Source organism: Agrobacterium sp. A3-95 (genome assembly GCF_053521785.1).
Map to the genome: position 1 here is coordinate 210,323 of NZ_JBNWDR010000007.1, position 20,315 is coordinate 230,637.

A 20,315-nucleotide genomic window follows, 5' to 3' on the forward strand; every position below is an offset into this window, starting at 1 on the left:
CTATCGGCGGGCGATCGCTGCGCGAATGCGATGCAACGCATCAGGTCGGCGCACAAGATAACTTACCGGCGGCAGAAACGCTGAAGCGGGTCTCAGGCGGAAAGCCTGCGCGAGAAGGGCACCCGCGCCGGGCCGGCGCCGGACCAGATTGGAAAGCGCGCACCAATAGGCGCGGTCGCTCAGGCTCGTGCGACCGCGCCGGAGCAGGGTTTGGGCATTCGCAAGCAAAGCCCCCTCATTGCCAAAGAAGCTTTCGAGCGCGGCTTCGATTTCGGTATTCCAGGCAAGCACGTTATCAAGGATGGCCGATTGGTTGGCACCGTGGATACGGGTGAAATTCTGCACGGCGTCAAGTTCGACGATATCGCCCAGAACTGCGAGCCGCATCCACATCTCGACATCGTCAGTATGGCGCAGTGCTGGCCGATAGTGACCGGCATGTTGTTGAATGTGTGTTCTGGTGACAGCGAGTGGGCCTGGCACCGGGCTGCGTCCCGTCGCGCAAATTTTGGCAATGAAGTCCATGCCCCGATGAAGCTGCATGCCATTGGCATCGCTGCGAAGGCCCGATGCTATTTCGGCGTCGTCACGGAAGAAGGCGGTGCGGCCGAAGGCCATGTGCGCGCCGGGGTGATTGTCGAGCGCCTCCATCGCGCGCGCGAGTGCTCCAGGTGACAGGACATCGTCGGCGCAGATGATGGCGAAATAGTCCGCCCGGGCCCAATCAATGCCTTCGTTGAAAGACGCGTGACCGCCAAGATTCTTTGGCCGCAGGCACGTTTCGATACGGGGATTTGTTGTCGCGAGAGACCGGGCGACCGCGACACTGTCGTCTGTGGAGGCGTTGTCGATGATGAGGATACGCATGTCCGGGATGTTCTGGCCAAGGACGCTTGCTACGCATCCCTCCAGAAAGCGACCATAATTGTAGTTGGGGATGACGATATCGATGCTGCTCATGGTTCCACCGCTGCGGGAACGACGGTGTCGGGAATGGAAGCCGATACAGGTGGTTTTCCGATCTTGCGCGGACGCCCGGCAAAAGCATCGAGCGTCGAACGTATTTCGCTGACGAGTGGGTGACGCAGAAGAAAGAGGCAAGCGGCCCAGCCTGTCACCGAAAGGAGGACGGCGCCGCCAGCCTGGGCAAGGGAGTAATCGAAGCGGAATCCCATCCAGGCGGATATGGCGAGCGGCCCCGCAATCGCGGCAAGGGTCACAGCGGAACTCGGCCCGATGGCAGCGAACAGTTCGGGTAGTTTAAAGTGCGCATGGCGTCTTACCAGATAGAAGGCGACGAGCATCTGGAAGGGCAGCGTGACGAACTGGCTCAACGCTACCGCGGTGAGACCGAAGAAGCTGGCAGAGCAAAGCACAATTGCCGAGACGCTGCGGCAGACGAAATTGCCCAGAAAAGCCTCCCGGTTGGCGTTGAGAGCGATCAGCAGCGGCGTTGTCAAAACCATGGGAAACCAGAAGATCGACGCAAGCGCGAGAATCCGGGTGATCGGTACGGCGGCAAGCCACTGGTCTCCAAGAGCAAGGCGCACGATAGGATCGGCGAGAATGGCGACCATGATCAGCGACGGCCAATACAGCACAGTGATGTAACTGAGCGCGCGCAGGTAGGATCTGCGGACATCTCCACCTTCGCGAACCTCGGCGGCGAGCGCCGGGAAGGCGAAGGAAAAGATCGCCGAGAGGAAAATGCGATCGGGAATGGAGCAAACGGTATTGGCGCGATTGTAGATCGCGACCGCTGTCGGTGTCATGGCAAAGCCGAGCACCAGTTGCGGCAGGGACTCGTATAATTTGTCGACGATGGTTGCAGCGCCCCTGTAACGGCCGAATTCGGCCATACGGCGCCACGACTTCAGAGAAAGGCGTGCGGTACGCTGGGCCGGATCGGCATAGGCGGCAAGGGCGCTGGCAACGCTGTTGCCGACGAGCAGGCCGAGCGCGAAACTGACAAAGCCCCATCCATTGCTGGCAGCGAAGATCGTCACGCCAGCCATAACGACGAGGCCGGTGGTTCGGACGCGTGCGATGGTGCCGAAGGCTAGCCGGCGACGCAGCATGGAAAACGCTGGCATACCCAGGCTTTCGGCCATGACCGCGGCAATCGCCAGGATAAGATAGTGCTGGAGACTGGGCTGGTGGTAGAAAATCGCGAGATAAGGTCCGCATAGATAGAGAACGATCCCTAGAATGCCGCTGACCAGAAGCAAGAGCGTAAGCGACGTGTTGATGTCATCGCGTTCAACAACATCGAGTTGAATAAGGAAATCGGAAGAAACGAATTCGCGAAAGGCGAAGATCACCGCTGTCACCCCGTAGCCGATAACGGCAAAACCAACTTCCGCAGGCGAGAGCAGTCTCGATACGATCGCGATCAGAGCGAAATTGATCGCAATTCCGAGGTGCTGTTCAAGCATGGCCATGAAAAAGGCGCGGCGGACTTTGTGCATCGAGGGCTCCGACAGCGTCGCCGATAATCGACGGTAGCGTCAAATCTAGAGTGTGGACTTGGACCTTGGAAATCTGACCGTTGGGATGGCAGCCGGATCCGTAGGTGTAGGCCGTTTGGAGAATGTTTGTTGAGGGGCATGCAACAGCGTGCGGTCTACTCCCGTCGAGTATTGAAGAGCCTCGGTATTACGCCGAAAGCATTAGGTTGCAGGACTGCGTGTCTAAGGCGTTACGCTCTGCGGCGTTGCGACGACATCAATTGAGAGAAATTTCCGGCCGAGCAGCGCTTCCTGCTCGGAAAGCTGGCGCTTGAAGCGATCATTGGCGTGGCCAATCCTCTCCCTCACCGCACCGGCTCCAGCGAGTATCTCCTTGACCAGCTCAATGACTTCCTCGACTTCGAACGTGTCGATATGCCGGGCGAATTTCTCCTGGTCGAAATCGCTCATCAAATCACCGAACTTTCTGGCGTAACCGATTGATATCGTTGGAATGCCAAGTTTCAGAGAGCAGACAACTCCATGATATCTCGACACCACGGCAAGATCGATTGCTGCCATCTGCTGCATGATATCGCGCAGCGTTGCGGCAGAGCTGATGTCGATCTGCGACAGCTTGTCCTCGGATAGCATATCCGTCAGCAGGAACATCAAATCCGCGCAGGCGACCCTGTCGGTAACGTCCCCCATCAAAAGGGTGATGCGATGGCCTTCACCGATCAACCAGCTCACGAGACGTGAGAGCTTGTGGATGTAGGTCTTGTAAATCCTGGCGGCCTCGGGATCGTTGTGACGCCAGCCGCGATAGTCCATAACGCCGACGCCTATTCTCATTGAGCCGCCGGCGGGGCTCTGCCGGTGGGGCACAGGAACAGGAAGATCAAAGGCGATATCGGGGTAACGGTGGTCGCGCGACACGTCGACACCGATCATTTTCATATAGTTGAGCGAGAAATCGTCCCGGTAGGATCGATAGGAGGCCATCTGTGCGGCCGAGCGCAGGAACCAGCGGCTGAGACGGCTTTTCATCGGACCGGCGCCGATGCTGACAAAGGCGATCCGCGTGTTGCGAAGGCGTGCGACGAGGCACCAGCAAAACACGACAAAGGGCCAGCCGAACCACTTTTCCTGAAAATCATCGAGGATGCCGGTCCCCGGTATGATCATCAGGTCAGCCTTGTCGAAACTAAAGAGGGAACTGACCAATAGCATGAGCCGTGAAGGCACCTTGCCGAGTAGCTTGTCCAGTTGCCTCATCCACGCATTCGTTATGGGAGGCCCACCAACGCCCATCGCACGAATATTGAACTTCGCACTTACGACTGTCGGACTTGCACAGATACACAACAGATCGGCATCGGGCCTCATCCTGCGCAGATAAAGGAGCATGGCTTCCAGCGATCCGTCATTGCCCGAATTGCCAGAGCCAAATTGTCCAAGGAGAGTGATCCTCATTTATTTTCCAATCGCAGCCCCGCGCCGACACGCTCGATATGGTATTGATATCCGCTGGATCAGCACGACCCCACACCGACCTTCGGGTTGCGTCTTACGCCAAACGAATAGTCTGGCCGACGCAAACCTCTCAAAGGAAGATACAGCTAAGCCTAAGATGCAACTGACTGTCATCCCGTGGCTTTTTAGTATGTCGCCTTAGCAGCCACTCGAACCGTCCGCCGTCGATCCGTTGCGGCATGGTTGTGGATGCAGGAGCGAGAGTGTCCCATGAAGCTTGCCTATTTTGTCCTTCCTCATATTGGCGGCACCTATTCCGTCTTCAAACATCTTCGCAAAGGCCTCGCAGCCTATGGCATAGACGTGCGATGGCTCGGCGTGTGCAAGGAAACATACGGACTGCCTCTCGATCTGCAGGGTGAAAAGGCATTCGGGCAACTGCTGCGCATGCCCGTCAATCTCAGCGAACGTGAATGTGCATCGCGAATGGCGGCCGCCATCGAAGAAGGCGGGTTTGACGGGGTGATCGTCAATGTTCTTGGCGATCAGTTGCAGACGAATATCGCGCGCTATCTCCCCGAAGGTATCTTGCGTATTCTCGTCGTTCATAATATCTCACCCGGAACATACGCGGCCGCGCGTTCGGTCCGGGACTATGCCCATGTCACGATTGGCGTATCGGAGCGGTGCCGCGCCGATCTGGTCGCGCGCAACGGCTTTTCGAAGGATCGCACCTACGCAATCCCGAATGCGGTGGACAGCGATGCGTTCCGGAGCCAGGCGGTTCGGCGCGTCAACCGGGGGCCGGAACTCAAAGCTCTCTTCGTCGGCCGCATTGAAGATGCTTCGAAGGGCGTGATGTGGCTGCGGGAAATACTGGATGCCTCGCCTGAGGCAGTGCGCCTGACGATCGTCGGAGATGGGCCGGATATGGGCAGGCTCAGGCGAAGGCTAGACGGCCATGGCGATCGCGTCAGTTACGCAGGATCCGTGCAGCTTTCAGACATACCGGTCATCATGTCCAGTCACGATGTTCTCATCATGCCGTCCCGCTTCGAGGGGCTTGGCATGACGATGATAGAGGCAATGGCCGGCGGCTGCGTCCCGGTCGTGTCTCATATCCGGGGTGTGACGGACACGATTGTCGAGCCGGGCCGAAACGGCTTCCTGTTCCCGATCGGCAATTATACGGCAGCGGCTAATGCGATTGCGCGCTTGCATGCCGATCGCGACCTTCTCGAGCGGATGTCGATCGCGGGAAAGGAAATGGTTCTGAACCGCTTCAGCATCGAACGGATGGCCGCACGATATAACGAAGTCATTACCATGACACTGAACGACCGTCCCGGCCTGTCAACAGTGCTCAGGATGGAGGACTGGTCTATTCCCGCCGGTTTGAGGCCGGGCCTTCGAACCTATCTGCCGTTGCCCTTGAAAAACTGGCTTCGCGTCGTTCGTGAACGGCTCTGAAGCGATGTTCGGCGATCAGCGGCGCCTTGGACATCTGTGCGGCGTCTTCTTTTTTTGGCTTTGCATGTTTTCGGCCTGCAACGCACAGGATCCCGTTTTTCCGCTGCAGACGTCGCAGGACGGGCGCTATCTTGAAGACAGCAAGGGTCTGCCGTTCCTGATTGTCGGCGACAGTGCGTGGTCGCTCATTGGCGATACCTCCATTCCCGATGCGGAATTTTATCTGGAAACCCGAAAGCGGCAGGGCTTCAACACCGTGCTTGTATCGTTGATCGAGCATCAGTTCTCCCGCAAGGCGCCGGCGAACTTCTACGACGAGAAACCTTTCGCAGGCGATGCCTTTGAGCAACCGAACCAAGCCTATTTCGACAGGGCAGAAGCAGTCATAAAGGCAGCCGCCAGTCGCAATTTGCTGGTGCTTCTCTGTCCGGCCTATAGCGGCGCACGCGGCGGCCCCGAGGGATGGTATCAGGAAATGGTCGCGGCCGGGCCAGAAAAGCTTCGGGCTTATGGACGCTATGTCGGGCAGCGTTTTGCGAAGTACCCCAACATCATCTGGGTGCAGGGCGGGGATTACGATCCGCCAGATCGCAATCTGGTCATGGCTGTTGCAATGGGGATCGCTGAAACTGATCCTTCGGCATTGCAGACCGTGCATGGCAATCCCGATACCGTGACGAGCGATTTTTGGCGGGACGCATCCTGGCTCGATATCGATTCAGTTTATACTTACAGCAATGTCGCGGCGGCGGCGCTGGATCGTTACCGATCTGGACCAAGACGCCCTTTTTTCCTCATTGAAGGCGCATATGAAGGCGAGAACGATGTGAAGGAGCGTCAGGTTCGTCTTATTGCCTATGGTGCGCTGCTTTCAGGAGCGAGCGGTCAGCTCTTCGGCAACAATCCGGTCTGGCATTTTTCCGCCGCCGGGCTTTATGAAGCGAAGGACAGCTGGCAGGGTTCGCTGAACAGCCGTGGTGCTCAAAGCATCACCCATCTGGCCTCGCTTTTCAGACAACTGGTATGGTGGAAGCTCGTGCCCGATCAGGGCAGCTTGCTGAAAAGCGATGCGGGCGCATTCGCGGCGCGCGACAGGGAAGGATCTTTCGCCGTGCTCTATCTCGACACTCCTTCCGTTGCGATTGATCTCGACAGTTTGGCGGCAGGCGAGAAAACCCTTCGCTGGTACGATCCCTCGAATGGAATCTACATCGAACCGATCGAGCGTCTTGGCCGCAGCGGCCTTCGCAACGTGACGGTGCCGGCATTGGCGAATGCTTTCGGCTTTCAGGACTGGATTGCCGTTCTCTCCACACAGGAATGATCACTCATAAGATGCCGCTGGCTACCGAGTCGTTCATTTGTGGTCGCTTGCCGTCAAGGTCCCAAACCTAGCTCTTTCGATGGTCGATCCGGTTCGGGGGTAGGCAGGGTAGACGTTAATTTCGACACCCTCTCCCTTTGGTGGATTTCACACGCCTTTTGCCCGCATACCCCTCAGGGCCGGTGTTTTTTAGGATCGTCAGGAGGCGAGTTTCGTCGCAAATGCGCCGCCAAGGTTCAGCGTGGGGATAAGACATGTCGGGGATACTCTTCAATACCATCGCTACTTTCATTCTGTGCGTATCCCTCATCGTCGTTCTCAGGCGCCTGACCATTGTGTTTCAGCTGGTGGATCGCCCCGATTCAATCCGGAAACGCCACACGGGAGCCGTTCCGCTTTGCGGTGGCATCGCAATCTTTGCCGCTTTCGCCGTTTCCGCCTTCGTTGGTGGGTGGAGCGAGGCTCTCGGCATGAACTTCTGGCTCGGACTGGCGGTCATCCTGCTGATGGGCGTCGTCGATGATCGCCGGCCGCTGCCCGCGGCAGGACGACTTCTCATGCAACTGGCAATGGCGATCGCTCTCGTAGGCGGCGCCGATATCGGCTCTCTCTCCATCGGCGTGCTGTTCACGCAGCATTCGGATCTGTTCCTGCCGCTGTTTTTCGTCATCGGAGTTCTCTTCGTGACCGGGCTGGTGAATTCGTGGAACATGCTCGATGGTGTGGACGGGCTTGCTGGCGGCACTGCGGGTGTCGCGTTGATCTGGCTGATGGTCGTAGCGATCTTCGCAGGTATCGGCGACGTCATCCCGCCGCTCCAGGCACTCTGCGTATGCCTCTGCGCTTTTCTGGTCTTCAACATGCGCGGTCCATGGCGCGCGCGGGCGAGCATATTCCTCGGCGATGCGGGCAGTACCGCACTGGGTGCGACGATTGCTTATGTTATCGTCCTGCTGGCGACCACAAGCGCTGCCGTATCCTTTCCGGCATTGCTCTGGATCGTGATCCTGCCGATCACCGATACGCTCAGCCTGATTGTTCGCCGTATCATAAACGGCCGCAGTCCAATGTCGGCCGATCGCTGGCATTTTCATCATCTGCTGCTGGACTATGGCTTCACGCCGGCGGCGGCAACGAACACGCTGGTCGTCATTTCCTTCATTTGCGGCGGCGTCGGTTTTGCCGGGATAAAAGCCGGTATCCCGCCGGAAATGATGGCGGCCGGACTTCTCGTGCCGATTGCCCTCCACACGGCCTTCGTTCTAACCGCGACGGGCTATCTCTCGAAAACCTGGCTTCACAGGGGTAATTTCGATCTCTACCGCGAGGTGGCGCGTCTCCCTGTCTCCGCCAACGCCGCACCGGAGCCAAGAGCCATGCAATCGGCGAGTGAAGAGTAGTCGCATCATGAAAGCGCCGTGGCCCGGAACGCGAATTCCCTCGACACCGGTTTCGAAAGGACGGCTTTCGCGTTTGCGCATTTCCCAGAACATCAGAAATGTTCCGCCATTGAAACGGAACGCGATTTTACTGGGCTTGATGATGCTGAGTGCAGTCGGGCTCTACGGACTTGCCCTCGTTTCAGCGGGGTCGCTCCTTGTCGTGGAGGACCCACCTGCGCAAGCCGACGTCATCGTTGTTCTGGGCGGTGACGGTCCACCTCGAGCTGCCCAGGCCGCAAAACTATGGCACGAGGGAAGGGCGCCGCTCGTTCTGGTGACTGGTTATGGGGATTGCGACTTCATCCGCGACATGCTGGTGCGGTTGGGCGTGGATTCCGCAGCCGTCTCAACGGAATGTCTTTCGCTCAGCACCTGGGAAAACGCGACATTCTCACAGCCGATACTGACTGGAATGGGAGCAAAAAGCGCCATTCTGGTCACGAGCTGGTTTCATTCACGGCGCGCAGTAAAGCGCTTCCGGTTTGTGATGCCTCAAATTCAGTGGATTTCCCTTCCTGCGCAACGAACCGTGTCGCTGTGGCGGCTTGCCATCAACGGTGACGGTGTGCAGGTGTTCAAGGAATACGCCAAAGCGCTCCTCTACGACCTCAGAAGCAGTTTCGTGCGTGATTTTCATTCGGTTCAGGCGAGGCTCGCCTCATGAACACGCTTCTGGTTTTTTGCCTCTTTGGTGGTGTTATCCTGCTCATCTGTTGGGGAATGATGCGTCGGGAGCGAATTTACGAGTTCCCGTTTCTGACGGGCGTCATCACGTTCAGTTTCATCTTGCCCCAGGTTCCCGGACTGGCGTCAGAACGATTCTTGCCGGAAGGCGCGTTTGCAAGAACCGCAATCTTTATGATGCTGTGCCTGTTCATGTGCTGGTGGGGGTGGAGCAGAACGGCAAAACCCTTTGCATTCTTTCGTATCGATTTCGATGAAACACGTCTGCTGATCGTCGCAGCCGTTCTCTCGGTCGCAGGCGCATACTTCTATTTCAAGCTTAGCCGTTTGCCGGGAGAGTTGACCATTGCGGTGCAGATGACCGGAGTTCCGGTCATGTACATCTTCTTTTCGCGGTTGTTGAGCTATGGTCTGGCCATTGCGGTGCTTTGCCTTGCACGGCGATTTTCCTGGCTGGCGCTGGCTGTCCTTGCGTTCGATCTCGTCTTTTACCTGGATCGCATCGTGATAACTGGAAAGCGCGCCGAAGCGGTGGAACTCATCATGATGTTCGCGCTGGCATGGTGGTTTTACAAGGGATGGGCGATCCCGCGCATCTTCGTGATCGTGGCACTTTTCCTCGGCACACTGTCGATGAACAGCATGGGCGACTACCGCGCCATCACCAAGGCCAACGACGCTCCCGTGTGGGATGACATCAAGAAGATAGATTTCATCGGCAATCTCGAGAGAGTGTTCCGGGACGGCGGCGACGAGATGCGCAACGCGATCATGCGGATCGACAACACCGCAAACACCTTGCAATTCGACTACGGCAAGTTCCACTGGAACAGGCTGGTGTTCAACTTCGTGCCCGCGCAACTCGTGGGCGTGGAAGTCAAGCAATCCTTCATGCTGCCGGTGCCGGTCCAATCGCGCGACTACAATCCTGTTCTCGGCACGACCGAGACCGGAATGGCGGATGCGTTCGGATCCTTCTGGTATCTCGGGGCGTTCAAATTTTTCCTGCTCGCCTATCTGGTGCGCCGGATCTGGGTGACCGCAAACACGGGCGAGTTCGCTGCGCAATTCACCTATCTGCTGTCGATCATACCGTCCATGCACGCCATCTCGCATCAAACCGACTGGGTTCTCATGGTCTGGGTGCATATGCTGATGTTTGCAGCGCCGGCGCTGGCATTTGCCGTCATACCCGCGCGCGTGCAGCAGCGTCGATACGCGATACGATCCTTGACGTCTCAAGCCGGAGGATAGGCCATGCGCTCACGATACGACGATCCTGCCTTCCAGCATGCAACGACGCCCCTGCCGCGCTTCGGAGGTCCGACCTTTGCGCTGCATTTGCGGCTGAAACGGCTGGTCTGGATGATCGTCTGGCGGCTTCTTGCCTCCTGGACGCCGCCGCCGATGCGGCGCTGGCGCAATTTTCTCCTGCGTAGTTTCGGCGCGCGCCTGCATGCCACGGCGATGGTGCATTCCAAGGCGATCGTTTGGTGGCCTGGGCACCTCGTCATGGAGCGTCATTCATCTCTCGGACCTGGGGTGATCTGCTACAACGTCGACATGATCACCATCGGCCAATATGCCTCTGTCTCGCAACGTGCCCATCTGTGCACCGGGTCGCATGACGTTCAGGATAGCGCGTTTCCCCTCGTGACGCGGCCGGTGGTGATCGAGGAGGACGCCTGGGTGGCGGCGGAAGCCTTTGTCGGCCCCGGTGTCGTCGTCGGCAAGGGGGCTGTTTTGGGCGCGCGAGCCGTCACCGCGAAGTCATTGGAACCCTGGACGATCTATGTCGGCAATCCGGCAAGGCCAGTCGGCTCGCGTCGTCAGGAAGCGGCCGCGTCCAACGCGCTCAGCCGATAACCTTCAAGCGTGGCATGGGCGATTGCCGGCCAGGTGAATTTCTCCAGCACGAGTCGGCGGCCGTTTTCGCCCATCGTCCTCGCCTTGGCGGGATTGCTGAGCACGCTTGCCAGGCCCTTGGCAACCTCGGCCGCGTCAACCGAGACGATAACCCCGGCATCGGCAGCTCCGACTTCGGGAAAGTGACACTGGTCGGTGATAACAACAGGCGTGCCGCAGGCAAGCGCTTCGGTGATCGCCATGCTGAAACCCTCCTGTCGGCTTGGCAGGCAGAAACAGTCGGCATCGACCATGGCTTCGAGCTTCGCTTCGCCGTAGATCGCTCCGACCATAAAGACGCGGTGCCGGATGTTAAGTTTTTTCACCAGGTGCATGAAGTGGCCCTCTGCTCCACCGGGCGGGCCTGCGACGACGAGATCAACATCGACGTAGGTGTCACAGATAGCCGAAAAGGCCGAGGCAAGGATGTCGATACCCTTTTTGATGTGCAGGCGTGACAGGAACAGAATGTATCGCCTGCCGTGCGCCAGGGCGATTTTCTGCTTGAAATGTCCTCGGGCGGGCAGGGGATCGAATTCCTCGGCAAAAACACCGTTCGGAATGATCAGATTCCGTGCCTGGAAATTCAGCGGCTCGACAGCTGCCATTTCATCGACATTTAACAGGTGCAGGAACGCAGCCTCGTTCAGCATCTTGCGGTAGCACAGCATCAGGGCGATCTTCTTTTTCCACGATCGCTGGCCGAGACTCCAATGGTCCAGCATGCCGGCCGGGCAAATGCAGTAGGGCACGCCAGCGGCGCGGGCGAGCTTGGAAGCATAGAGCAGAAATGGCTCCCACACGCCGTGAATATGCATGAAGGAGGCATCTTTCAGCACGGCTTTCAGCATGCGCCGGCCCCTGAAGCAGAACAATGTCTCCAGCCTCCCGGCCGGCGGCAGGAGATGCCAGTGGATATTCTCGAAATGCGGTATGGTGCGGCCAATTTCCTTGACCTGCGCTTCAATGGCGGCGTCGCCATAGCTGACGATATTCACATCTACGCCGAGGCCGGCCTGTGCAGCGGCTAGGCGCATGGCAACGGCCTGCAAGCCGCCGTATTTGGGATCAATCGAAGCGATGACGTGGATGATCTTCATGTCTCTTGGTTCCCCAGGTATCGCGTGTCATCGGCCATGCAAAGACCCGCCGACCCAGGCAGATTCGGCCCCGACAGGGCGGCAAGAAGCCGCTCGCCATATGACTCCACGGTATGTTCGGCTGCGCGCAGGAGTGCATTGGTGGACATGCTTCGCCTGAGCTCAGGATTGTCGGCAAGCGCACGCACGGCAGTTGCGATAGCTTCCGGATCACAGACGGGAACGATGAAACCTTCGACACCATCGCGAACGACGCTGCCGGTATTTTCGGTCGTTATAACCGGCAGGCCCGCTGCCAGTGCTTCATAGACGGCGGTCGCGGAGCCTTCGCAGAGCGACGGCAGCAGGAAGACGTCCGCCCACCGAAACTCCTCGACGATCTGCGAGCGCGGAACGATCCCTCTCAGCTCGACCCATTGCGAAATCTCCTGCTTGACGTCATCGGGCACACGAACGCGGCCCGCCATCCGGAAGCGGGCGGCGCCCTCCATCAATCTGGCGGCTTCCACAACATAGGGCGATCCCTTGCGCAGCCCGACTTCGCCTACGGTCAGGACCCTGATTGGCCCCGGCATGCGCGCCGGTCTGTCGATGGCAGCGCTGGCATTGACCCCATAGGGAACGACGACACACCGGTCTTCCGGCCCGCCACATGCGATCACGTGCTTGCGGACAAATTCCGACGGGCAGACGATGACATCTGCAAGGCGCCACTCCGCTTTCTCCCGATCGGCGAATAGACGCGCATGCGGATTATCCCGCACAGGGCCGGCCCATTTGGGAAACCGCATCATTTCCTGGTCCAGAAGCGTTTCGACGACATCGCGTGGCGCGATCATTTGCTCGACTGCGGTCCAGAGGCCCTGCTGTTTTGCCGCCCGCATCTGTTCGAGTGCGTCGCCACTAAAGGCGTAGAGCCCAGCTGCGCCATGGAAGCCGCGCCGGGCCACCATTTCGGAGAAAACCGACCCGGCCCAGATCGCGTGAGAGGTTTCCTCCACAACGTCTCTCGTTCGCATGTGGCGCAGCACGGAACGGAGGCCAAAGCTGGAAAACACCGTCGTCAGCGCTGTCGGCACGCCTTTGGGCAGCCGGCCGGCCAGCCGTTTGACAGGTGCGGGATAAAGGGTCGCCGGAAACGAATTGACGATCCGGGGCCAACCTTTCGTGGCGCATATATCAGTGTAAAAATGCGCAAGGCGGCCAGCGGATGCAAATATTCTCGGCACGGCATAATGCATGCGGGCGCCGAGCTGACTGACGACGACTTTGTCTTTCATGACGAGATACCTTGAGCGATAGGTGGCCTGGAAGGCTCGACAGTCTGCAGCCCGGCGATCAGCACTGCCCAGGCATCTGCCGCCTTTTCTCGGGAATAGTCGGCACACAGCAGCCGCCGTGCCGCATCCCCCATTGCTGTCGTGGTATCCGGGTCGTCGCAGAGCTTTTCGATGGTGCCGGAGAGCTTTTCGGTCTCTCCGATTTCGACGTTGCTGCCGCATCCCTTGGCTCTGAGAACGCGCGGCACCTCTCCATCAGGGTCGCCGACGAAGATCGTTGGCCTCCCGGCCGCCAGGATTCCATAGAATTTGCTTGGAATGATGCAGTGTTCCAGTTCCGGCAGCAGCGAGACCAGATGCACATCCGCAACGCTCAGGCTTTCAGCAAGTTTCTCCACGGGCTGCAGCGGCTTGAAGATGACATTCTGAAGACCGAGATCCTGAACGACAGTCTTCACAGCCGCGTGCTGGTGTCCGCCGCCAATGAGAAGGAACCGTATATCCTGCCGGTGCTCCAGACGTTTCGCCGCTGCCAGCATAGTGCCGAACTCATGCGCCCGCCCGAAGTTTCCTGAATAGCCAACGACAAACACATCCTGCAGTCCCCACGCCTTCCGCAGGCTGTTGTCCTTGGGCAAGACAGGATAGATTTCCTCCCCATCCGACCAGTGATGCAGGACGCTGACGCGATCCTTTGCAAGGCCTTGAGTGAAGAGGAATTCCGCCATCTTGTCGGTGGGGCAGACAACCATGCCGGGGGTTCGCAGAGACCAGTTGCGTGCCTGAGTCAGCCATGGCGCAAGCCACCGTGCACGTTTCCTGAAAAATCCAAGCTCGATTGCGGTCTCGGGAAAAAGATCCATGATCCAGTTCACCATGAGTGCGCCCTTGAGGCGGATCGCGATACTGCTCATGACGGAGAGGAGCGGAGGATCGGTGCAGACAACGACCGTGTCCGTCGCCCGAACGTTGCGCAGAAGCCAGGCGAATGCCAGCACCTGAAAAAGAAGATAATCAACGCTACGGCGCATGAGGCTGTGCCGGCCGAAGCGGCCGCTTGCGAGCCGTCGGATCTGTACGCCCCGAACCGTTTCGGTTGCGGGCAACACGCTTCCGGGATGATTGTGTATTTCGCGACTTGCAACGACAGTCACATTCATTCCGCGCTGCGCCATTGAAAAGGCAAGCGATGATATCATACGGCTTGTTGCCGACTGGTCGGGGAAACCGTACCTATTCAGGAAGATCGTCCTCACGCTTTTTTCTCCCACGAACTGTCCGGTCTGAAGGAGCATTCTTGGCGAGGTGAAAACAGGCGGCAAGCTGGTCGTAAGGACTAGTGGGCTCATGATACGGAGTGGCTATTACTCCGAAGTTGGCGCCGTACTATCCTTTTGGTAGCTGAAACGCAGATGACGCCCTTATGGGTTATGAAATCCATGATGCCCCGGCCAATCAATGGCAGGGACGGCCGATGTGGATCGCGAGCTGACTGCGCGCCGTCCCGAGGCGCAGCCGCACACGACGCTCTGTGGCCTCGAACCGAAGTCCTGTCTTAGATATGGATGTAACACCGAGTTCGACCGAGCTCTCCGCCGATGCCCAGGAGAGCGGCGCCTCAATGGCGGTTCCAGGTTGTGCCCAGGCTCCGGCAGAAATCCTGCTTCCCGTGCCGAATATCGGCGTGGCGGGAGGCGTTTGATCGCGCGGTACCCGAGCCATATTTAATACGGGTGCGAAAGCAAATTTTGTTCGCTTCGCCTCTTGATTTTGAAAACACGAAAAACCAAATCGTCAGCCGCCAGTCGCTGATGACAGGACTGGCCGTGCTGGAAGCGCCGCTTTTGGCGCTTTGGTACCCATGTTGCTTCAAGGAGGATATGGTTATGGCAACATCTTACGACTATGCACCGTTGTACCGATCGAGCATCGGATTCGACCGGGTCTTCAATCTTCTCGAAAACGCCCAGCGCACCCGCTCGATCAGTGACTGGCCGCCCTATGACATTATCAGGACGGCCGAAGACAGCTATCAGATTTCTATTGCGGTGGCTGGTTTTACACGGGACGAGATCGACATCACTTTCCAGTCCAATCTCCTGACCGTGACAGGCAAGAGACAGGAGACACCCGCGGAGGGCTACCTGCACCGCGGCATTGCGGCCCGTCCGTTCGAGCATCGGTTCGAGCTCGCCGATCATGTCAGAGTGAGCGGCGCCGAACTGAAAAACGGTCTCCTTTCGATCGATCTCGTCCGCGAAATCCCGGAGGCCCTGAAGCCCCGGAAAATCGACATCCAGACCGATGCGGTTCTGGTGACGACAGTTGCCCCGGGCCAGATCGAAGCACAGAAGGCGGCTTGATTTACATTGTTGGATGAACAGGGGCGCCGTCGCGATGGCGCCCACGAATATCCGGGATGGGAAGGAGAAAGAAATGAAACCCGATATGTTCAGACAGCCTGTTTTCATTCTTGTCGGTCTCGGCTTTCCAGCGGAGGTTCGAAACGTGCTGGAGGCATACCGACATCTTTCCGAGTGGCCCGCAACAAACCGAGATAGCGCACATTCCATTGCGCTTAAGGCATGCGCTGCCGCGTTGCGCGGCGAGATTGAAGCGGAGACCGCCCGCGGTTTGTTCGTGGCCTTTGCCGAAAGACACGATCTACTTGCACCGGAAGATGGTGTCATCGCCGCGTCTCGTCTTTTGCGCGACAGAGATCCGCATGTGAATTGAGATAGACACGGTTATAAATGTGTAGCGGCTAGTTGTCCGTTATGCGGGGGCGGGATCGTGCACGGGCTCTAGAATGCCGAGCGAGCTGATTTGCCGCCCCTGCGAAAGCGATTACCGCGAAGACTGTCACGGTCTGGGTAAGGAGGACAGGTGTGCTGCCTCGAGGTTGACGAGGGTGTAACATGGCATCTTCTCGTCACCAGCGTGGCACACGTCTTTCATAGTCTGGGTCGAAGAGCTTCATATAGGCCGTATCATCGCGTTCTTTCATCGAGGTCTGTTCGTAAAGTGCCGCAAGTTCGGTGAGTTTTTGCCGATCGAGCGTCACGCCAAGTCCCGGCCCATTGGGGACATCGAGGCGACCGCCACGGAACGTGAACGGCGTGCCCTCGATCACGTCGACACCGGTCCATGGGTAATGCGTGTCGCAATCGAAGCTCAGGTTCGGCGTTGCGGCGGCAGCATGGACCATTGCCGCCAGTGTGATGCCGAGATGCGAGTTGGAATGCATGGAGACGCCAAGACCCAGTGTCTCGCAAATCTTCCCGAGATGGGTCGAGGCGCGCAATCCACCCCAATAATGGTGATCTGACAGCACAATCTGCACCGCATTTTTGCGGAAGGCCGCGGCGATCTGGTCGAATTCAAGGACGATCATGTTCGTGGCGAGCGGGATCGACGTAGCGGCTGCGACTTGTGCCATCTGATCCATACCGATGACCGGATCCTCGAGATATTCAAGGATATTCTCAAGCTTGCGTGCGATGTAGATGGCCGTGTCCACAGTCCAGCCGCCATTGGGGTCGATCCGCAGCGGATGCTTGGGAAAAGCTTCCCGAAGCTTCAGCATGGTCTCGATCTCGAGATCCGGATGCAGCACGCCACCCTTGAGCTTCAGCGACTGGAAACCGTATGTGTCGACCATCCTGCGGGCTTCGCCAACCATCTGATCAGGCGTAAGTACCTCTCCCCATTCATCCTCGGCTTCACCTATATGGGCTGCGAATTTGAAAAACAGGTAGGCGCTAAACGGAACGCTGGTACGAATGGCGCCACCAAGCAGATCCGAGACCGGCCGCCCGAGAAGCTTGCCCTGAATGTCGAGGCAGGGGACTTCAAAGGCTGAGGCAACCACGTCCGTCAACTTGTGATCGGCCACCGCCGATTTGGCATTGATGCCGCCACTGCCGGGCAATGCGGTGATGACGCGAGATTTCAGCTCGTGAAGATGAAACGGGTCGAGTCCGATCAGGGCAGGGGCCGCCCGTCGCAACCCATCCAGCGCCTTGATACTTCCGTAACTTTCACCAAGGCCGACCGTACCGTCGTCACATATGACCTCGATGACGGTGCGCAACGCATGCGGCTGATGCACGCCTTTACAGTTCAGTAGGGGCCTGTCGGGAATGGCGACCGGTGTGAGGTGAATTTCGGCTATGCGCATTAAAAAGCTCCTTGTCGCCACCAGCCGCGCGCAGCTTTTAGCGCATCGTCCAGCGGGGCCAGTTCGGGATGCCAGTGGCGTTCCCATTCCAGACTGAGAGGGATATGTCGTTCATCCGACTGTAAAAGCGAAAGCAGTTCCGCCATGGGGAAATCGCCATGGCCGGGCAATACGTAGCGTCGTCGGCCATCGCTGTCCGTGGTGCTGTCCTTGACGTGCAGATGGACGACATTTTGTGCGATGTGTTGCCAAAGGATTTTGAGATCGCTGCCTTTGGCCCAGGTGTGGTGAGTGTCCCACAAGAGCTTAGATGCTGGCACGCACGCGATGAAGTCGAGAAGCTGCTCGAAGTCCGCCAGCGCATCGTGTGTTTCGATCATGAGGTCGACATTCAGACCGCGTGATAGTCGCAGCGATTGCCAGTTGTCCAACAGGCCCGCTGCCTGTGTCATCTCATCCTGTCCCAACTGTTTGCCACCGTCGAAGATGCGCAGATAGGAAATGTTTGCGGCTTCCGCCCAATCTATAAAGGGCTCGATGGCGGAAAGATCGGTGCTGCCGAACAGCCGAATGGATGTGTTTAGGGCGGCAACCTCGAGATCACTTCCGGCCAGAAAGGCTGCAAATCTGGAAGGAGTAGCAAATTCGGCAGTGAGTGCCGGGATGAGGTCGACCGTACCGGAGAGCGTGCGCAACTCCACATGCACGATGCCATGCCTCTGTGCCAGATCGGCCGCTTCGTGCAGGCTAAGTTCGGAGCAGCCAAGCGTTGAAAAACAATAATCGAAAGCGCTCATGCCATACGCTCCATATCCTGTTTATGGACCGGGTGAAGCGCGGTTTGCCCCGCGACGAAACGTTCGATCTCGGTAATGGCGAGATCGGAAAGCGCCCGCAATTCATTTCCCAGCGCCCCGGCAATGTGGGGGGTGAGCACGACATTGGGCAAATCGTAGAATGGGCTATCCGTCGGCAAGGGTTCCGGCTCCGGTGTATCGATCAGGATACGCAGCCGCCCGGAAAGTGCCTCGGCCAGCAATGCGTCGTGATCGACCAGCCAGCCCCGTGCCGTGTTGATGAAGATCGCATGATCCGCCAGCAGCGCCAGTTCGCGGGCACCAATCATGTGGCGGGTTTCAGGCAGGATCGGCGCGTGCAGGGAGACCACATCGCACCAGGCGAGAAGCTCGTCGAGCTCCATTTTTGTAGCACCAATTGCGGCCGCGTCTTCCACCGAAAGAAAAGGGTCGTAGGCGGCGATCTCGAATTTTCCGCGCGTGAGCATCTCCATGACAAGCCGACCAATCCGTGACGCGCCGACGATGCCGACTTTGCGGGAATGATTGCCGAGATAGGGCAGGCTCATGCCACGTCTGCTGCCAAAACCGCCGGTGCCGCGCTCTACCCGATGCTCGTCTCTCAGACGAAACACATCCTTGCCGCACATGATGATTGCCGCATAGGTAAACTCGGCAACCGGCACGGCCATGGCCGATGCCGCCGTGGTGATAAGAATATCGGATGTTTCCCAGAATTCGGCGGGGGCAACAGCGCGCACCGAGGACGCGGCATAAGCGACCATCCTAAGCTTTGGCGCACGGGCGAGGCGCTCGCGTGTCAGGGATGGCGTGCCCCAGGCGGCGAGCAGAATGTCCGCCTCGGCCAACGCTTTTGCTCCCGCTTCCGTGTCGAAATCCGTGTAGGGGAAACCCGGTATGATGTCGGTTACGGCATTCATGCGTGCCCATTCGCGCGAACCAAAGAAACCTTCGGGAAGCTCGTTCCGCATGGCGATCAACAGCCGTGGTTTGTCTTGAGATGGTCTCATTGGCGTACCGGATTTGAAACAGGTCGAACCTCGATACGGTTGACGTCGATTTCGATCGGTTGAGAACCGGGCCGCAGGATCACATCGAGAAAAACTTCGGGAGGGGCTTCACCTGGCCTGAGTTTCAGGGGAGGAGTTCTGAGCGCCCCTGTCCATTGGGTGGCAGGGAAAGGAAAAAATGTGCCGTCTTCGGCACGGAAAGGCGCAAGTGCTACCGCCTCCTGTCCTTCGGCTGCTGCATCTTTCAGACGCAGCGATACTCCGAGTACGTCGCTATGCGCCGGCACATCAACATCGCATATGGCCTCCACCCATAAGCCTGTGCCCGGATGGACAAGCCGCCCGCCGAGACGGTGGCTTTGTTCACCTGTTTCGGTGAATGTCAGGGCTGAAAAATCAGCTGCCAGATTGCCTGCTGGATTGTTCACCGGATCAAAACGATCGTCTGTCGCCAGGATACGGGCCGGCGCGCGCGGCACGATCGCCTCCAGATAGGTGGCAAGCAGCTTTCCTACGGCAAAAGCGCCTGTCACCGCAAAATGGGTGCCGTCGTCGGAATAGCCGGGGTGAGGCTCGCCGAATTCACTTTCGGGATCGACCCATGCCGAGTTCCAGTCGAAGACATGGCAATTGGCATGATCTGCGGCAAATTCGATGCTCTGCCGGTTGATCCAGTGCGCTTTTGCCCGCTCTGCACCGCCTGCCGGCCATTTCCCGGTGCCACGGGCGAGGATCGGGAGCAGGATGACGGTTTTGCCTGCGTCGAGCAGAGCCGAAACGATCCGCGCCCGTGTATCGGCAATCGTCTGGCGTGTTTCCACCATCATGTCGTTGGTGCCGGCATCGACGATGACCAGATCGAAATCCGATTGCAGCAGTCGCGGTAGCCGCCGTTCGATCTCGATTGCCTTCTGGCCGGAAACTCCGAAATTGAGGCCGGAAAAGAACCGGCTGACACCCGGTCGATTGCTCGGTTCCCAGCCTGTTGGTGCTGATGGATCATGGTGTACAGGGCAGCAAAGCCTGCCATACGACAATACCTCGGCCCAACTCATCCAGCCGCGGGCCGATGTGGCCAGCGAGGACGCGTCGCCAATATGGTTCTGCTGGACGAGCGAAGTGCCGAGAACGGCAATCCGGCTCGCCCTTGGTAACGATACGGACATGGTTTTTTACCGG

At 58.4% G+C, this 20,315-nt stretch carries 18 protein-coding genes; 8 read left to right on the top strand and 10 right to left on the bottom strand.

Translation table 11 applies throughout. From position 1 onward, the window contains the following. The 3 genes from ACQZ5Y_RS19020 to ACQZ5Y_RS19030 form a co-directional block, all read right to left on the bottom strand. Positions 1-960 carry a glycosyltransferase family A protein gene (locus tag ACQZ5Y_RS19020; protein ID WP_174059938.1) on the bottom strand — a complete coding sequence of 320 codons (960 nt, stop codon included), beginning with the start codon at positions 958-960 and terminating at the stop codon, positions 1-3. After that, complete coding sequence (locus ACQZ5Y_RS19025; protein WP_065663110.1) at positions 957-2,468, bottom strand: oligosaccharide flippase family protein; 1,512 nt, start codon at positions 2,466-2,468, stop codon at positions 957-959. Before ACQZ5Y_RS19025 ends, ACQZ5Y_RS19020 begins: the two co-directional genes overlap by 4 nt. A gap of 222 nt (positions 2,469-2,690) precedes the next feature. Next, positions 2,691-3,923, bottom strand: coding sequence for a polysaccharide pyruvyl transferase family protein (locus ACQZ5Y_RS19030; protein ID WP_174059937.1), 1,233 nt, complete (start codon positions 3,921-3,923; stop codon positions 2,691-2,693). 270 nt (positions 3,924-4,193) lie between these two features. Here ACQZ5Y_RS19030 and ACQZ5Y_RS19035 point away from each other — a divergent pair, with 270 nt between their 5' ends. The 6 genes from ACQZ5Y_RS19035 (at position 4,194) to ACQZ5Y_RS19060 (ending at position 10,709) form a co-directional block, all read left to right on the top strand. Next, positions 4,194-5,393: a glycosyltransferase family 4 protein gene (locus ACQZ5Y_RS19035; protein WP_174059936.1), complete on the top strand. Its 1,200-nt coding sequence runs from the start codon at positions 4,194-4,196 to the stop codon at positions 5,391-5,393. A gap of 64 nt (positions 5,394-5,457) precedes the next feature. Beyond that, entirely contained in the window at positions 5,458-6,717 is a 1,260-nt protein-coding gene (locus ACQZ5Y_RS19040) for an apiosidase-like domain-containing protein (protein ID WP_236762974.1), read from the top strand. A gap of 254 nt (positions 6,718-6,971) precedes the next feature. Next, the gene (locus ACQZ5Y_RS19045; protein WP_080800958.1) at positions 6,972-8,117 is read left to right on the top strand and encodes an MraY family glycosyltransferase; all 1,146 of its coding nucleotides are present in this window, start codon (positions 6,972-6,974) and stop codon (positions 8,115-8,117) included. A 142-nt stretch (positions 8,118-8,259) separates the two neighbouring features. Then, entirely contained in the window at positions 8,260-8,823 is a 564-nt protein-coding gene (locus ACQZ5Y_RS19050; RefSeq protein WP_236762972.1) for a YdcF family protein, read from the top strand. Beyond that, on the top strand, positions 8,820-10,097 hold the full coding sequence (locus tag ACQZ5Y_RS19055) for a hypothetical protein (protein ID WP_038493569.1): 1,278 nt from the start codon (positions 8,820-8,822) through the stop codon (positions 10,095-10,097). The genes ACQZ5Y_RS19050 and ACQZ5Y_RS19055 overlap by 4 nt, the downstream gene beginning before the upstream one ends. Positions 10,098-10,100: 3 nt before the next feature. Beyond that, positions 10,101-10,709 (top strand): LbetaH domain-containing protein, encoded by a 609-nt coding sequence (locus ACQZ5Y_RS19060; protein ID WP_065660126.1) that lies wholly within the window; start codon positions 10,101-10,103, stop codon positions 10,707-10,709. Here the strand turns inward: ACQZ5Y_RS19060 and ACQZ5Y_RS19065 are convergent. From ACQZ5Y_RS19065 to ACQZ5Y_RS19075, 3 genes are read right to left on the bottom strand one after another with little or no spacing between them, the layout of a single operon-like run. Beyond that, complete coding sequence (locus ACQZ5Y_RS19065) at positions 10,673-11,848, bottom strand: glycosyltransferase (protein WP_111800447.1); 1,176 nt, start codon at positions 11,846-11,848, stop codon at positions 10,673-10,675. The two genes, ACQZ5Y_RS19060 and ACQZ5Y_RS19065, sit on opposite strands and share 37 nt — an antisense overlap. After that, positions 11,845-13,128, bottom strand: a complete 1,284-nt coding sequence (locus ACQZ5Y_RS19070; protein WP_174059935.1) for a glycosyltransferase family 4 protein — start codon at positions 13,126-13,128, stop codon at positions 11,845-11,847. Before ACQZ5Y_RS19070 ends, ACQZ5Y_RS19065 begins: the two co-directional genes overlap by 4 nt. Then, positions 13,125-14,327: a glycosyltransferase family 4 protein gene (locus ACQZ5Y_RS19075; protein ID WP_174059986.1), complete on the bottom strand. Its 1,203-nt coding sequence runs from the start codon at positions 14,325-14,327 to the stop codon at positions 13,125-13,127. The genes ACQZ5Y_RS19070 and ACQZ5Y_RS19075 overlap by 4 nt, the downstream gene beginning before the upstream one ends. A 687-nt stretch (positions 14,328-15,014) precedes the next feature. Between ACQZ5Y_RS19075 and ACQZ5Y_RS19080 the strand changes: the two genes are divergently transcribed. Together ACQZ5Y_RS19080 and ACQZ5Y_RS19085 are read left to right on the top strand one after the other, a co-directional pair. Beyond that, positions 15,015-15,491: an Hsp20 family protein gene (locus tag ACQZ5Y_RS19080; protein ID WP_174059934.1), complete on the top strand. Its 477-nt coding sequence runs from the start codon at positions 15,015-15,017 to the stop codon at positions 15,489-15,491. A 73-nt stretch (positions 15,492-15,564) separates the two neighbouring features. After that, the gene (locus ACQZ5Y_RS19085; RefSeq protein WP_019566350.1) at positions 15,565-15,864 is read left to right on the top strand and encodes a DUF982 domain-containing protein; all 300 of its coding nucleotides are present in this window, start codon (positions 15,565-15,567) and stop codon (positions 15,862-15,864) included. A 196-nt stretch (positions 15,865-16,060) separates the two neighbouring features. Here ACQZ5Y_RS19085 and ACQZ5Y_RS19090 read toward each other — a convergent pair whose 3' ends face one another. Genes ACQZ5Y_RS19090 through ACQZ5Y_RS19105 form a run of 4 tightly spaced genes read right to left on the bottom strand, consistent with a single transcriptional unit; the run spans position 16,061 to position 20,302 of the window. Further along, positions 16,061-17,308: a glucarate dehydratase family protein gene (locus tag ACQZ5Y_RS19090; RefSeq protein ID WP_111804141.1), complete on the bottom strand. Its 1,248-nt coding sequence runs from the start codon at positions 17,306-17,308 to the stop codon at positions 16,061-16,063. Continuing rightward, on the bottom strand, positions 17,308-18,105 hold the full coding sequence (locus ACQZ5Y_RS19095; protein ID WP_121557066.1) for a sugar phosphate isomerase/epimerase family protein: 798 nt from the start codon (positions 18,103-18,105) through the stop codon (positions 17,308-17,310). Before ACQZ5Y_RS19095 ends, ACQZ5Y_RS19090 begins: the two co-directional genes overlap by 1 nt. Next, entirely contained in the window at positions 18,102-19,136 is a 1,035-nt protein-coding gene (locus ACQZ5Y_RS19100; protein ID WP_162995244.1) for a hydroxyacid dehydrogenase, read from the bottom strand. The genes ACQZ5Y_RS19095 and ACQZ5Y_RS19100 overlap by 4 nt, the downstream gene beginning before the upstream one ends. Continuing rightward, on the bottom strand, positions 19,133-20,302 hold the full coding sequence (locus ACQZ5Y_RS19105) for an SGNH/GDSL hydrolase family protein (RefSeq protein ID WP_174059933.1): 1,170 nt from the start codon (positions 20,300-20,302) through the stop codon (positions 19,133-19,135). Before ACQZ5Y_RS19105 ends, ACQZ5Y_RS19100 begins: the two co-directional genes overlap by 4 nt. Positions 20,303-20,315 lie beyond the last annotated feature (13 nt).

Coding starts and splice junctions, on each gene's coding strand:
- ACQZ5Y_RS19020 (WP_174059938.1), bottom strand. CDS start 960: ATGAGCAGCATCGATATCGTCATCCCCAACTACAATTATGGTCGCTTT.
- ACQZ5Y_RS19025 (WP_065663110.1), bottom strand. CDS start 2,468: ATGCACAAAGTCCGCCGCGCCTTTTTCATGGCCATGCTTGAACAGCAC.
- ACQZ5Y_RS19030 (WP_174059937.1), bottom strand. CDS start 3,923: ATGAGGATCACTCTCCTTGGACAATTTGGCTCTGGCAATTCGGGCAAT.
- ACQZ5Y_RS19035 (WP_174059936.1), top strand. CDS start 4,194: ATGAAGCTTGCCTATTTTGTCCTTCCTCATATTGGCGGCACCTATTCC.
- ACQZ5Y_RS19040 (WP_236762974.1), top strand. CDS start 5,458: ATGTTTTCGGCCTGCAACGCACAGGATCCCGTTTTTCCGCTGCAGACG.
- ACQZ5Y_RS19045 (WP_080800958.1), top strand. CDS start 6,972: ATGTCGGGGATACTCTTCAATACCATCGCTACTTTCATTCTGTGCGTA.
- ACQZ5Y_RS19050 (WP_236762972.1), top strand. CDS start 8,260: ATGCTGAGTGCAGTCGGGCTCTACGGACTTGCCCTCGTTTCAGCGGGG.
- ACQZ5Y_RS19055 (WP_038493569.1), top strand. CDS start 8,820: ATGAACACGCTTCTGGTTTTTTGCCTCTTTGGTGGTGTTATCCTGCTC.
- ACQZ5Y_RS19060 (WP_065660126.1), top strand. CDS start 10,101: ATGCGCTCACGATACGACGATCCTGCCTTCCAGCATGCAACGACGCCC.
- ACQZ5Y_RS19065 (WP_111800447.1), bottom strand. CDS start 11,848: ATGAAGATCATCCACGTCATCGCTTCGATTGATCCCAAATACGGCGGC.
- ACQZ5Y_RS19070 (WP_174059935.1), bottom strand. CDS start 13,128: ATGAAAGACAAAGTCGTCGTCAGTCAGCTCGGCGCCCGCATGCATTAT.
- ACQZ5Y_RS19075 (WP_174059986.1), bottom strand. CDS start 14,327: ATGATATCATCGCTTGCCTTTTCAATGGCGCAGCGCGGAATGAATGTG.
- ACQZ5Y_RS19080 (WP_174059934.1), top strand. CDS start 15,015: ATGGCAACATCTTACGACTATGCACCGTTGTACCGATCGAGCATCGGA.
- ACQZ5Y_RS19085 (WP_019566350.1), top strand. CDS start 15,565: ATGAAACCCGATATGTTCAGACAGCCTGTTTTCATTCTTGTCGGTCTC.
- ACQZ5Y_RS19090 (WP_111804141.1), bottom strand. CDS start 17,308: ATGCGCATAGCCGAAATTCACCTCACACCGGTCGCCATTCCCGACAGG.
- ACQZ5Y_RS19095 (WP_121557066.1), bottom strand. CDS start 18,105: ATGAGCGCTTTCGATTATTGTTTTTCAACGCTTGGCTGCTCCGAACTT.
- ACQZ5Y_RS19100 (WP_162995244.1), bottom strand. CDS start 19,136: ATGAGACCATCTCAAGACAAACCACGGCTGTTGATCGCCATGCGGAAC.
- ACQZ5Y_RS19105 (WP_174059933.1), bottom strand. CDS start 20,302: ATGTCCGTATCGTTACCAAGGGCGAGCCGGATTGCCGTTCTCGGCACT.